We start from the raw sequence: 13122 nt of genomic DNA, 5'->3' as shown, positions 1-13122 counted from the left end.
CTTTGCTGCCGACTGCTTAGAACTTCGCGCGGATGCCCACGCCAAAGGTGTCTGCCGAGCTGAGGCTCGTCACCTTGTCGCGCATGTACGCGGCGTACACGTCAGTGCGCTTGGACAGCGAATAGTCGTAACCGACCGCCCACGTGTTGCGCTTCACGTCAGCCGCACCCGAAGTTTTGGTGTACGCGTAAGACGCCAGGATGCTGCCCGGGCCCACCGGCACCGACACGCCCAGTTGGCCGCCGTTGCTCTTCGCATCGCCCGAGTTGATGGCGTTCTTGATGTACTGGTACTGGCCGTAGACCTTGACCACGCCAAAGTCGTACGTGGCACCCAGCTGCGCGGCCGTCTGGCGCGAGAAGCCCGCTACCAGCGCGTTCAGGTCACCCGGGGCAGAATCGAAGCGCACTTGCTGGAAAGCCGCCGTGGCCGCGAAGTTGCCATGGAAGTACAGGAAGTTGCCGCCCCACTTGTTCTGGCCGTTGTGGCCGGCCTGTTCGCCCGCGCCGTAGATGAAGTTGGCGGTCAGACCGTTGAAGTCCGGCGTGGAATACATGATCGCGTTGTTCCAGCCCGAATCGCCCACCAGACCCGAGATACCGCCGGGGCCGCGCAGGCCGTTGCCGAGGTACGTGTGGAACACCATCGGCGAGAACGTGTACGAATCGATGAACGGGTTGAACAGGATCGTCGATACGAAATACGGCGGCGTCAGGCGGCCGAGCTTGATCGAACCCCACGTGCTCGATTGCAGGCCGACGAACGAGTTGCGGGCGAAGAACGTATCGCCGTCAAAGCGCCCGTACTTGCCGGTGTCCGGGCGGAAGAACGCTTCCAGCGTGAAGATCGCCTTCAAGCCATTACCCAGATCTTCGCTGCCCTTCATGCCCCAGTACGAGGTCGACATACCGCCCGAGTTGACGCCCCAGGCGCGGTCCGATGCGCCCAGGCTCTTGGTGGCGCCCGCCCAGGCATCCACCTGGCCGTACAGCGTGACGGACGACTGCGCCTGCGCACCGGCACTTGCTGCCCCCAGTGCCGATGCCACTGCCAGCGCGGCCATGCCACGCTTGAATTTCGACTGCATTGCTACCTCCTTTGTTGTTGAAAGTCACTGCAGGTTGCGCCGCATTCTTTGATGCAGTCACAGGCCGGCTGGTCAGGCTCCATGCCGGACGGTGTCCCATGCCCCATGACACCGCGCCCACAGCGTTGTTTTTTGCTGCTGAACCTGAGAAATCAGTTGGCGGCGATCAAATCTGCCAGACGGAAACCCGCGATGCGATGAATCTGTTCGAGCGATGCACGCAGCTCGGTATCGCGGTCGTTTTCCACGCGCTTGCTGAAGTTGTCGATGATCCCGTGGCGGTCATAGCCGCGCACCGCCAGGATGAACGGGAAGCCGAACTTCTCGTTGTACTGCGCGTTGAGTGCCTGCAGGCGTGCAAACTCTTCCGGCGTGCACTGGTTCAGGCCCGCACCGCTTTGTTCGCGCGTCGATTCGGCGGTCAGCTCACCGCGCACGGCCGCCTTGCCCGCCAGCTCGGGGTGAGCGCGTACGAGCTTGAGCTGCGGCTCAATGCCGGCGCTATCCACGGCATTGCGCATGGCGGCCGCGAGCGCCTCGGCCGAGGCAAACGGGCGCTGCGTGGCGGCGCGTTCAGCCACCCACGGCGAGTGCTCGTAGATTCCGCCGAGGACTTGCACGAACTGCGGTGCGTCCATGCCGTTGAGTTGCGAGAGGGTGTAAGTGGTCTGGCTCATGCTGCGGTGCTCAAAACGGGTTGCTTTGCATACGGATGGTTCTGGATCCAGTGCTGTGCGATGTCGATGCGCCGGCAGATCCAAACCTTGTCGTGCGATTGCACGTAGTCGAGGAAGCGCTGCAGCGCACGGAAGCGCGCGGGGCGGCCCAGCAGGCGGCAGTGCATGCCGATCGACAGCATCTTCGGCTGCGCAAGGCCATTCGGATCGCCTTCCTCGTACAGCACATCGAAGGCGTCCTTCAGGTACTGGTAGAAGTGGTCGGCCGTGTTGAAGCCTTGCGGGCTGGCAAAACGCATGTCGTTGGTGTCGAGCGTGTACGGCACGACCAGGTGCGGCTTGTGCTCACCGGACGAGGTTTCGATTTCGGTCCAGAAAGGGAGGTCGTCGCCGTAGTAGTCGGCGTCATACGCAAAGCCGCCGTGCTCGACGACCAAGCGGCGCGTGTTGGGGCTGTCGCGACCGGTGTACCAGCCCAGCGGCGCATTGCCGGTCAGCTCACGGATGATCTCGACGCCAATGCGCATGTGCTCGCGCTCGGTGGCTTCGTCGATGTTCTGGTAGTGGATCCAGCGCCAGCCGTGGCAGGCGATTTCGTGGCCCAAATCAACAAAGGCTTGCGTCACGTCCGGATGGCGCTGCAGGGCCATCGACACACCGAAGACCGTCAGCGGCAGGCCGCGCTTTTCAAACTCGCGCAGGATGCGCCACACGCCCGCGCGCGAGCCGTATTCGTAGATCCCCTCCATGCTCATGTGGCGCGCGGGGTAGGCCGCCGCGCCGATGATTTCAGAGAGGAACTGCTCAGAAGCCGCATCGCCGTGCAACACGCAGTTTTCGCCCCCTTCCTCGTAGTTGAGGACGAACTGCAGAGCGACGCGCGCACCGCCCGGCCAATTGGCATTCGGCGGGTTCTTGCCGTAACCGATGAGATCGCGCGGATAGTTATTGTTTGTCATGGCTTTTTCATGTCGAGGAGACTTCATACAACGCCGGTCAGACAGTGGAATGCGGCTTTCCAAATTCACGACATCACGGCGGCGTCATGAACGAGGCAAGGCGCCGCCGCGTCAGGCCGGGACTGCCCGGGCAGCCTGCGCGAGTTCCAGCGCGAGCCTCCGGTGAACCGTGAGGTGGGCGTCGAGTTCCAGCGTGGTCAGGCGGCCGTCTTCGACGACCACGTGCCCGTTGATCACGCTGTGCGCCACATTGGACGGGGCGCAGAACACCAGCGCCGCGACCGGGTCGTGGTCGGCGCCGGCAAAACCGACCTGGTGACGATCGAAGCTGACAAAGTCGGCCGACATGCCGGGCGCAAGCGCGCCGATGTCGTCGCGGTTGAGCACACGCGCGCCGCCGAGCGTGGCGATCTCCAGCGCCTCGCGCGCGCTCATCGCCGCGGGGCCAAAGCCGACACGCGCGAGCAGCATGGCCTGGCGTGTTTCGCCGAGCATGTGTGCGCCATCGTTCGACGCGCTGCCATCCACGCCCAGGCCCACCGGCACACCGGCATCGCGCATGGTGCGGATCGGGGCAATGCCCGATGCCAACCGCATGTTCGAGCACGGGCAATGCGCGACGCCAGTGCCGGTGCGTGCAAACACGTCGATGCCGTGCGCGTCGAGCTTCACGCAGTGCGCATGCCAGACGTCACGGCCGACCCAACCGAGGTCTTCCGCGTACTCGGCCGGCGTCATGCCGAACTTTTCGCGCGAATAGGCGATGTCGTTGTCGTTCTCGGCCAGGTGGGTGTGCATCGACACACCGTAGCTGCGCGCGAGCTTGGCCGACTCGCGCATCAAGTCGCGCGAGACGGAGAAGGGCGAGCAGGGCGCCACCACCACGCGCAGCATCGAATGGCGATCGGCGTTGTGCCATGTTTCGATCAGACGCTGCGTTTCCTTCAGGATGGCTTCTTCGCCTTCGACCACGCGGTCCGGCGGCAAACCGCCCTGGCTGCGGCCGACGCTCATGCTGCCGCGCGCCGCGTGAAAACGCATGCCGATCTGCTGTGCGGCTTCAATGGAATCGTCGAGCCGGCTCCCGTTGGGGTACAGATAGAGATGGTCGCTGGACGTCGTGCAGCCCGAGAGCAGCAGTTCCGCCATCGCCGTGAGCGTAGACACGCGCACCATCTCGGGCGTGAGGCCGGCCCACACCGGGTACAGGTTGGTCAGCCAGCCGAACAGTTCGGCATCCTGCGCGGCGGGCAGGGCGCGCGTCAGGCTTTGATACATGTGATGGTGCGTGTTGACGAAACCCGGTGTGACCACGTGGTCGCGCAGTTCCATCACTCGTACGTTGGGTTGCCCGATGGCCTCGCGGTACTGCGACGGCAGATCGGCCGTGGCGCCAACCCATTCGATTACGCCACCGCGCGCAACCAGGGCGCCGTCGGCGATCTCGCGGCGTTGCGCATCCATGGTGACCAGCACGTCCGCATGACGGGCGATCAGAAGCGGGTCGTTGTGCGCGACAGTGGCGTTCATGCAATTACTCCGTGCCGTGGGTGTTGGCGGCAGCGTCGCGCATTGCGTGCTCGGCCGACTGCATGCCGTTGTAGTAGACGTTCAGGATCACCGCGACCAGCGTGCCCAGCACGATGCCGCTGTGCGTGACCGGCTCCAGCCAATGCGGCAGGTACTGGAAGAAGGTCGGGGCCAGCGTCGGGATCATGCCGAAGCCGATCGAGATCGCCACGATGAAGAGGTTGTGGCGGTACTTGTTGAAATCGATCGAGCCGAGAATGCGCACACCCGTGGCGGCCACCATGCCGAACATCACGATGCCCGCCCCGCCCAGCACGAACGAAGGAACCGACGCGACGATGTGCGCCATCTTCGGGAACAGGCCGAGCGCGATGAGAATCACGCCGCCCATGGCCGCCACGAATCGCGAACGCACACCCGTGACCGTCACCAACCCAACGTTCTGTGAGAACGACGTGTATGGGAACGTGTTGAACACACCGCCGATCACGGTGCCCAGGCCATCAGCGCGCAGGCCTCGGGTGAGGTCATGGGTGGACAGCTTCTTGCCGGTGATTTCCGCCAGCGCCAGGAACATGCCGGTCGATTCGACCAGCGTGATCAACATCACGATGCACATCGAGGCGATGGCGCCGAAGTGGAAGGTCGGCATGCCGAAGTGCAGCGGCGTGATCACGGCCACCCAGTCGGCTTCGGTGATGCCGGCAAAGCTGACCTTGCCGAACGCCATGGCGATGAACGTGCCGATCACGATGCCCAGCAGCACGGCAATGTTGCCGATCAGGCCGCGGCCGTACTTCGTCAGCAACAGGATGATGACGAGCACAGCCAGCGCAATGCCCAGGCCGCTCAGGTCGCCGTAGGCCGGGTTGGGCACGGTCTTGAGCACGCCGTCGACCATGGTCTTCATGGTGGGCTGGCCGCCTGCGGCCCAGTTGATGCCCACGCCCATCAGCGACATGCCGATCAGCGTGATGACGGTGCCCGTCACGACCGGCGGGAAGAGCCCAAGCACGCGCCCCATGAGCGGCGCGACGATGATGCCGAACAACCCCGCCGCGATCACGGCGCCGTAGATGCCGAGCAGGCCGATGCTCGGGTCCGTGCCGATGGCGATCATCGGGCCCACCGATGCGAAGGTCACGCCCATCATGACAGGCATGCGAATGCCGAACTTCCAAATGCCGAAGGCCTGGATGAGGGTGGCAAGGCCGGCGGCAAACAGATCTGCGTTGATCAGGAAAGCGAGCTGTTCCTTGGGCAGATGCAGTGCACCGCCCACAATCAGAGGCACTGCCACGGTGCCTGCATACATCACCAATACATGTTGCAGACCCAATGCGAGCAGGCGTCCGTACGCCACGCGCTCATTGGTCAGATCCGCCGTGGGGGCGGCGATGGTGCTGCTTGCCATAAAGGTCTCCTTTGGGTGGTAAGCCGGACGGCGTCCGGCTTGGAGCCTGCCCACATTCCTGCGGCGCGCCGCGGTCCTGGCCTTGTGACACGTGCCGTCCTGATGTCGGGCGGTGTCTCTCGGGCCAATCTTCGGCGGGTCGCTACGGTTCGTGAACAGGTTCTTGGGCGGCCGGCCTCTGTCGTGCCGGCTCGCCCCATACAGCTAAACCGGTCCTAGACTTTGTCCTTCCCGCCGCGCGGTCCCAATACCGAACGCAGATCGAAATCGGCGGGCGCTTCGGGGCGCACGCGATCGGCGCAGCATTGCAAGTGCTGGGCCATGTGGGCCTGGGCAGCGCTGGCGTCGCCACGCTCCAGGGCATTGAGGATGTCGAGGTGTTCGTCAAACGAGCACGCGTTGTTGCCGGGAGCCTCCACGCTGGCGATCATCAGCGTGGTGCGCGACACCAGCCGCCGCATCATCTCGACCACCAGCGGATTGCCGGATTGCTCGGCCAGCGCCACGTGAAATTCCGCCGACAGACGTATCCAGCGAGGACGATCCTGGGTGACAAACGCCTGGCGTTCCTGTTTGACGAGTTCGAGCAGCGGGGCGACAGCTGCCTTGGGGTTGCTGCTGCGGCCGACCTTGTCGAGCACCGCGCGCTCCAGGATCTGGCGCAGCTCGAACATGGCGTGGGCTTCGTCGATGGAGGGCGCCGCGATGAACGCGCCGCGATTCGGCTCCAGGTCGACCAAGCCGTCAGCGGCCAATTGGGAGAAGACCTTGCGCACGGTATGACGCGCGGTGGCATAGATTTCGCACAGTGCATGCTCCGTCAGCTTGGTGCGCGGGGGCAGGCGGTGCTCCATGATCGCGTCGTAGATCTCGTGGTACATCCGTTCTTCGACCGACATGCGTGTTGCCCCCGATGCCTTGACGCCCGACTTCGACGTCGCTTCCGTGGAGACCAGCTTGAGATTCTTGGACATGGCAGATCCGCCTTTGAGTAACGCGCCGCAGCATAAGCAACTGCGAAAATCTGTTGACAATTATTCGTGGCGGCCTTCAATATTGTCAACAAAATGTGTTCGGGAATCCGACAAACTAGGGAAATCCCTGTTTCAAGCCGAGTCTAACGACACGGCGGGAGCAAGGCGTCGGACCCAGAACCAGCGACGGCTTTGCCGGTTTGGCATGCCCCTCCCCAGATGGATGGCAGGCGTAAACCGGCTGGACGCGCGCCGGGATGCGTGCACAGCACGTACCGAGCGGGCCCCGACGCCAGCCCTTGTCACACAAGGGTTTGGCGCGAGGTGCAAGTGGAGGCAGCGGCGCTTCTGAAAATTCGAACTACAGAGGAAGACAAATGGGACGCTTGACCACCCATGTGCTCGACACCGCTGCAGGCACGCCGGGCCAAAACCTGGCGATCGCACTGTTCAAAATTGTCGACAATCAGCGGCAACCGATCAAGTCGGTCCGCACCAATCACGATGGCCGTTGCGCTGCGCCGCTGCTTGAAGGCGACGCGCTGCAAACCGGCGTGTATGAGCTGGACTTCAGCGTGGGCGAGTACTACCGCGCTGCCGGCGTGAAACTCCCCGAGCCCGCGTTCCTGGACGTGGTGACCCTGCGCTTCGGCGTGGCCGATACCAGCGCGCACTACCACGTGCCGCTGCTGGTGTCGCCGTGGTCGTATTCGACCTATCGCGGTAGCTAACAGGGCAGGGAGTCATCATGGAAGGCTATATCCTCGACTGGGCCAACTTGCTCTTGCGTTGGCTGCACGTGATCGTCGCGATCGCGTGGATCGGTTCGTCGTTCTACTTTGTCTGGCTCGATAACAGCCTGACCAAGCCGACCGCACCGGACCTGAAGGACAAGGGCGTCGACGGCGAGCTGTGGGCCGTGCACGGGGGCGGGTTCTACAACCCGCAGAAGTACCTGCTCGCACCGAAGCAGCTGCCCGATCATCTGCACTGGTTCTACTGGGAGTCTTACTCGACCTGGATGTCGGGCTTTGCTCTGCTGACGGTGGTGTACCTCTTCAACGCCAACGTCTACATGATCGATCGCAGCGTGTTCGACATGACGGCGACCACAGCCGTGCTGCTGGCGCTGGGCTTCCTGGTGGTCGGCTGGCTGGTGTACGACACGATCTGCCGCGTGTTCGGCAAGAACGACCGCGTGGTCGGCTTTCTCGTGGCGATCTACGTGGTGATTGCGGCGTTTGCGGCGTGCCACCTTTTCTCGGGCCGCGCGGCATTCCTGCTGATCGGCGCGATGATCGCAACGATCATGAGCGCCAACGTGTTCTTCTGGATCATCCCGGGGCAACGCAAGGTGGTCGCCTCGCTCAAGGCTGGCGAAAAGCCGGACCCGATCCACGGCAAGCGCGGCAAGCAGCGCAGCGTGCACAACACGTACTTCACGCTGCCGGTGCTGTTCGCCATGCTGTCGAACCACTACAGCATGACGTACGCCGCCAAGTACAACTGGGTTGTGCTCGTGCTGATCATGCTGGCCGGCGTGCTGATCCGTCAGTTCTTCATCCTGAAGCACAAGGGCGTGATCAACTGGGGCTATCCGGCAGCTGGCGTGGCTGTGCTGCTGGGTGTGGCCGTGTGGCTGGCTCCGGCGTCGCGTCCGGCAGCCCCGGTGGCAGAAACCCCGGCGGCGACGGCGCCTGCAGCGGCGGCAGAAGGCAGCGCTTCGGTACCGGCTGCAGCAGGCCAGGCCACTGCGGCAGCTGCCGGCGGTTCGGACTTCGCCAAAGTACAGGCAGTCGTTACCGCGCGGTGCTACCAATGTCACTCGGCACATCCTACCCTGATGCCTTCACCGGCTAAGGGCGTGTTGCTCGATACGCCGGACGAACTGGGCAAGCATGCGCAGCTCGTCTACCAGCAGGTCGTCCAGCAGAAGCTGATGCCGTTGGGCAACGTGACGCAAATCACCGACGACGAGCGCACCATCATTGCCAAGTGGTTCGAAGGCGGCGCCAAGACGAACTGAAGCGCATGCTGAGCAACAACGGAAAGGTTTATCGGAGCATGCCATTCGTTCCCTAGCGGATGGCGTGACCGGTGAGGGTTGAACGGGGCTGCGGCCCCGTTTTTTTTCGCCTGAAGCGTCTGCAGCGATGTGTCCTTGGCTGGGCTCGATTCGCCGCTGCGTCACCGGCCGCAAGGGGCGCCGACAGGGCAGCCCCAGAGCCTCGGATTGACGACTTACTTCCCGACGCCCAGCAACGCCATGACACCCAGTACCAGGAAGATCAGCGCTGCAATCCGGTGCACCAGCGCGATCGGCATACGCGCGGCGAACTTGTTGCCCATCAGCACGGCCGGCACATTGGCCAGCAGCATGCCGACGGTGGTGCCCGCCACGACAGAAAACACGTCGTTAAAGCGTGCGGCCAGTGCCACGGTCGCGATCTGCGTCTTGTCGCCCATCTCGGCAAAGAAGAACGCAACGATGGTCGTCCCGAGGATGCCCAGGCCGCGCTGCGTCGTCGAGGGCGCTTCGTCGTCGTCGAGCTTGTCCGGAATCAGCATCCACCCGGCCATGGCGATAAAGCCCACGCCTAGGATCCACCGCAGCACGTTTTCCCCCAGCACGTGCGTGATCCAGCCACCGACGGCGCCGGCCAGTGCGTGGTTGACGAGGGTGGAGATGAAGATGCCGAGAATGATCGGCACCGGCTTGCGAAAACGCGCGGCCAGTAGGATCGACAGCAGCTGGGTCTTGTCGCCGATTTCTGCGAGCGCGACGATGCCGGTGGAGACGAGAAAGGCTTCCATGTTGTTGTGGTGTCCGGGCCGTATGCGAACCAATGACGCGCCACTGCCGGCCCTGTCCGCAGTGGGTTGTCATCGGTCTCGCCAGGCGCGTCACCGGGTGCACGGATGGCACCCTGAGTGCGGCTGACCACGCCATAACCACCTGTCGTTGCGACGGCGGTCAAGTCTGTTGACGTGGCCCTCGAAGTGACGACTTCGAGCGGCTACTCCCCAATGGAAGCCGCGATTATAAGTGCATCAAGCGTTGGCGCCAATCGCGAATTTGGCCGGCTCGCCCTGGATGTAGGTGGCAGCCACGGCGCGATCCTCGCCCAACAGCGCCAGCGAGAACAGCAGCTCTTCCAGCGTCTCCGAGCGCGCGTTGCGGCGGGCGAGCAGCGGTGTGGCTGCCGGGTCCAGCACGATGAAGTCGGCTTCCGCGCCCGGCACGAAGCTGCCGATGCGGTCTTCCCAGCCCAGCGCTTCGGCGGCGCCGCGCGTGGCCAGGTAGAACATCCGCAACGCCGTCAGGTGATATCCGCCCATGCGCGCGACCTTGTGCGCCGTGCCCATCGTGCGCAGCATCGAGAACGAGCTGCCGCCGCCCACGTCGGTCGCCAGCGTAAGCGCCAGGCGGTGCGCGTCGTTCTTGTGGAAGTTGTAGAGGCCGCTACCCAGGAACAGGTTGGAGGTCGGGCAGTGCGCGACGGCGGCCCCGGATTCGGCCATGCGTTGGCGGTCACCGTCGTCCAGCCAGATGGCGTGGCCGTAGAAGGCGCCTTTGCGCAGCAGCCCGTAGCGGTCGTAGACGTCCAGATAGCTGCGTGCGTTGGGGAACAGGTCGGCCACCCATTTCACTTCGTCGGGATTTTCTGCGACGTGTGTCTGGATGAAAACGTCCTTGTATTGCTTGGCGAGTTCGGCGCAGGCTTGCAGTTGCGCTTCGCTCGAGGTGGGCGCAAAGCGCGGTGTGATGGCGTAAGCCAGGCGGTCCTTGCCGTGCCAGCGCGAGATCAGGTCAGCCGTGTCGCGCGCGCCGGATTCCGCTGTGTCGCGCAGGTATTCCGGACAGTTGCGGTCCATCATCACCTTGCCGGTGATCATGCGCATGCCGCGTTGCTGGGCTTGCGTGAACAGTGTCTCGGCGGAGCCGCGATGCACGGTGCTCCACACCATCGCGCTGGTCGTGCCGTTGCGCAGCAGTTCGTCGAGGAAGAACGAGGCGACGCCGGCGGCGTACTGCTCGCTTTCGAAGCGGCGCTCTTCCGGGAAGGTGTACGTTTCCAGCCAGTGCAACAGGCCCGGCGACGGCGACGCGATCATGTCCGTCTGCGGGAAGTGAATGTGCGTGTCGATGAAGCCGGGGACGATCAGCTTGCCGCTGTAGTCGTGCAATTGCGCGCCGGCCGGCAGGTCTTCACGCAGCGCGGCATAGTCGCCGGCCTTGATCACCTTGCCGCTCAATACCACGAGCAGGCCGTCCTCCCAGTACTCATAGGCATCGCGCTCGCGATACTGCGGATCGTGCAGGAAATGCAGCACGCGGCCGCGGTAGGCGTGAACGGTGTTGGAAGTCGGAGGCATCGTGGTCATGTCGTCTCGTGATTTTTAGTGTGCGGCTTTCCAGTGGTCGTCGACCTTGGCAAGCCACAGGGCTTTGTCCTGTTCGGGCAGGAAGGACGCCTCGAAGCTGTTGCGCGCGAGCGTATGGGCATCGGCCGCAGACAGGTCAAGGGCGTTGAACGTGGCGAGCCAGTTGGTGTTCATGTAGCCGCCAAAGTAGGCCGGATCGTCGGAATGCAGCGTTACGGCGCAGCCGGCATCCAGCAGTTGCTTGAGCGAGTGGTCGCGCAAGTCAGGGTAGACCTTCAGTTTTTCGTTCGACAGCGGGCAGACCGTCAGCGCGATGCGTTCGGCCGCGAGGCGCTTGACGAGCGCGGCATCGTCGATGGCGCGTACGCCGTGATCGATGCGCTCCACCTTGAGGATGTCGAGGGCGTCGATCACGTATTGCGCCGGGCCTTCTTCACCAGCGTGGGCGACCAGGCGCAGGCCGAGTTCCTTGCAGCGTGCGAATACGCGTGCGAACTTCTCCGGCGGGTTGCCCCGCTCGGACGAATCCAGCCCCACGCCGATGATGCGGTTGGCCGGATCCTGGATATAGGGCAGGGCCGCTTCGAGCGTGTCGAAGGCGTCTTCTTCGCTCAGGTGCCGCAGGAAGCAGAGGATCAGCGCGCTGGAGAAACCGTGCTCGCGCTCGGCGTCGTCCAGGGCGCGGACGATGCCGTGAACGACCACATGCATGGGCACGTTGCGCGCCGTATGCGTCTGCGGGTCGAAGAAGATTTCGGCGTGGTGGACGTTGTCGGCAAGCGCGCGTGCCACGTACGCGGCGGTCATGTCGTAGAAATCCTGCTCGGTGAGCAACACGCTGGCGCCGGCGTAATACAGGTCGAGAAACGATTGCAGATCGTTGAAGGCGTAAGCCGCGCGTACTTCTTCAACGGACGCATACGGCAGCTTCACGCCGTTGCGCTCGGCCAGCGCGAACATCAGTTCGGGTTCGAGCGAGCCTTCGATGTGGATGTGCAGTTCAGCTTTGGGGCTGGTGGCGATGCGTTCTGCAAGCGCGGAAGAAATCGGCATGATCAGACAGACGTGGGGACTCGGTAAGGGACCGCCGCGCCGCTGCTCGCGCTGGTGAGCGCATGCTGTTGCAGCTCTCGCACCTGCAGCAGTTGCGCGACGACGGATACCGCAATGATATCCGGCGCCTTGTCCACGATGCCCGCCACGCCAATCGGGCACACCATTTCCGGCAGGCGCATAGGGTCCACGCCGTGCTCGACCATGCGATGCTCGAAACGCGCGCGCTTCGTCTTGGAACCGATCAGACCGAAGTAGGCAAAGTCCGTGCGGCGCATGATGCGCTCGCACAGCGCCAGATCCAGCGCATGGTTGTGCGTCATAACCAGGAAGTAGCTACCCGCGGGCGCGTGGTCGATCACGGCTTCCGGCGTGTCGGTGGATTCGATGACGACGTTCGGCGGCACTTCCGTGGGAAATGGGAACATCGCATCGCGCTCGTCCACCCACGTCACGCGGCACGGCAGATGGGCCAACGCACGCACGATGGCGTGGCCGACATGGCCCGCGCCGCACAGCACGATGGACATGTCGGGCGGCAGCACGGTTTGGGTGAAGCCGCCGGCGTCGAGTTGCACGCCGGCTGCGGCTGCGTCGCCCACGCTCGCTTCAACCGCGACCGCCGGATCGGCGGAGACGATACGGCGCAGGCTGCGGCGTTGGCGCATGGCGTCGTCGGCCAGCGCGATCCACTTCACATCACGCGCGTCGAGTCGTTCAAGCGACAGCCGCACCACGCCGCCGCAGCATTGGCCGAGCGCAGGGCCGAGCGGAATGCGCACGAACTGCCGCCGTGCTTCGCCGGCGGCTTCAGGCGCATCCATCATCGTCTGCGCGATTTCCATCGCACGCCATTCGAGATGGCCGCCGCCGATGGTGCCGAAAAAGCCGTCGGCGCATACCAGCATCAGCGTGCCTGGTTCGCGCGGGGCAGAGCCCTGCACGTCCGTTACCGTGACCAGCACGCACGGCTGCGCCGCTTGCACCGTAGCGAGCACGTCGGCGAAGCGGAATGGGCGCAGTTGCGTGTGGTCCATGGTCT

General features: G+C 64.0%; 12 protein-coding genes and 1 riboswitch. Of the genes, 2 read left to right on the top strand and 10 right to left on the bottom strand.

The features are described from left to right. Positions 1-16 precede the first annotated feature (16 nt). The 6 genes from N5B55_RS10035 to N5B55_RS10010 all read right to left on the bottom strand — a co-directional run bounded on the left by N5B55_RS10035 (position 17) and on the right by N5B55_RS10010 (position 6641). Positions 17-1087, bottom strand: a complete 1071-nt coding sequence (locus tag N5B55_RS10035) for a porin (RefSeq protein WP_178960416.1) — start codon at positions 1085-1087, stop codon at positions 17-19. Positions 1088-1239: 152 nt separating this feature from the next. Beyond that, positions 1240-1764 carry a 2-oxo-4-hydroxy-4-carboxy-5-ureidoimidazoline decarboxylase gene (gene uraD, locus N5B55_RS10030; RefSeq protein ID WP_154207144.1) on the bottom strand — a complete coding sequence of 175 codons (525 nt, stop codon included), beginning with the start codon at positions 1762-1764 and terminating at the stop codon, positions 1240-1242. Then, complete coding sequence (gene puuE / locus N5B55_RS10025) at positions 1761-2723, bottom strand: allantoinase PuuE (protein ID WP_304538058.1); 963 nt, start codon at positions 2721-2723, stop codon at positions 1761-1763. Before puuE ends, uraD begins: the two co-directional genes overlap by 4 nt. A gap of 111 nt (positions 2724-2834) precedes the next feature. Further along, positions 2835-4253 (bottom strand): 8-oxoguanine deaminase, encoded by a 1419-nt coding sequence (locus tag N5B55_RS10020; protein ID WP_065858930.1) that lies wholly within the window; start codon positions 4251-4253, stop codon positions 2835-2837. A 4-nt stretch (positions 4254-4257) separates the two neighbouring features. Next, a complete protein-coding gene (locus N5B55_RS10015; RefSeq protein ID WP_304538057.1) occupies positions 4258-5667 on the bottom strand; it encodes a nucleobase:cation symporter-2 family protein in 1410 nt (469 codons plus the stop codon). Between the two features lie 215 nt (positions 5668-5882). Then, positions 5883-6641, bottom strand: coding sequence for a GntR family transcriptional regulator (locus N5B55_RS10010; RefSeq protein WP_027680999.1), 759 nt, complete (start codon positions 6639-6641; stop codon positions 5883-5885). 377 nt (positions 6642-7018) lie between these two features. On the opposite strand from N5B55_RS10010, the gene uraH reads away from it, so the two are divergent. Continuing rightward, positions 7019-7372: a hydroxyisourate hydrolase gene (uraH, locus tag N5B55_RS10005; protein WP_304538056.1), complete on the top strand. Its 354-nt coding sequence runs from the start codon at positions 7019-7021 to the stop codon at positions 7370-7372. Between the two features lie 17 nt (positions 7373-7389). Further along, a complete protein-coding gene (locus tag N5B55_RS10000; protein ID WP_304538055.1) occupies positions 7390-8667 on the top strand; it encodes a urate hydroxylase PuuD in 1278 nt (425 codons plus the stop codon). Between the two features lie 215 nt (positions 8668-8882). Here N5B55_RS10000 and N5B55_RS09995 read toward each other — a convergent pair whose 3' ends face one another. From N5B55_RS09995 to xdhC, 4 genes are all read right to left on the bottom strand, one after another. Then, a complete protein-coding gene (locus N5B55_RS09995; RefSeq protein ID WP_065858925.1) occupies positions 8883-9455 on the bottom strand; it encodes a TMEM165/GDT1 family protein in 573 nt (190 codons plus the stop codon). An 83-nt stretch (positions 9456-9538) separates the two neighbouring features. Continuing rightward, positions 9539-9679, bottom strand: a riboswitch (yybP-ykoY riboswitch). 13 nt (positions 9680-9692) lie between these two features. Next, positions 9693-11027 (bottom strand): guanine deaminase, encoded by a 1335-nt coding sequence (gene guaD, locus N5B55_RS09990; protein WP_304538054.1) that lies wholly within the window; start codon positions 11025-11027, stop codon positions 9693-9695. 15 nt (positions 11028-11042) lie between these two features. Then, positions 11043-12080 carry an adenosine deaminase gene (locus tag N5B55_RS09985; RefSeq protein WP_065858921.1) on the bottom strand — a complete coding sequence of 346 codons (1038 nt, stop codon included), beginning with the start codon at positions 12078-12080 and terminating at the stop codon, positions 11043-11045. 2 nt (positions 12081-12082) lie between these two features. Continuing rightward, positions 12083-13117, bottom strand: coding sequence for a xanthine dehydrogenase accessory protein XdhC (gene xdhC / locus N5B55_RS09980; protein WP_304538053.1), 1035 nt, complete (start codon positions 13115-13117; stop codon positions 12083-12085). Between the last annotated feature and the right edge of the window lie 5 nt (positions 13118-13122).

This window comes from Ralstonia pickettii (assembly GCF_030582395.1).
Classification (GTDB): domain Bacteria; phylum Pseudomonadota; class Gammaproteobacteria; order Burkholderiales; family Burkholderiaceae; genus Ralstonia; species Ralstonia pickettii_D.
Note: the sequence above shows the minus strand (reverse complement) of the source record. Positions and strands in the feature narration are given on the sequence as shown.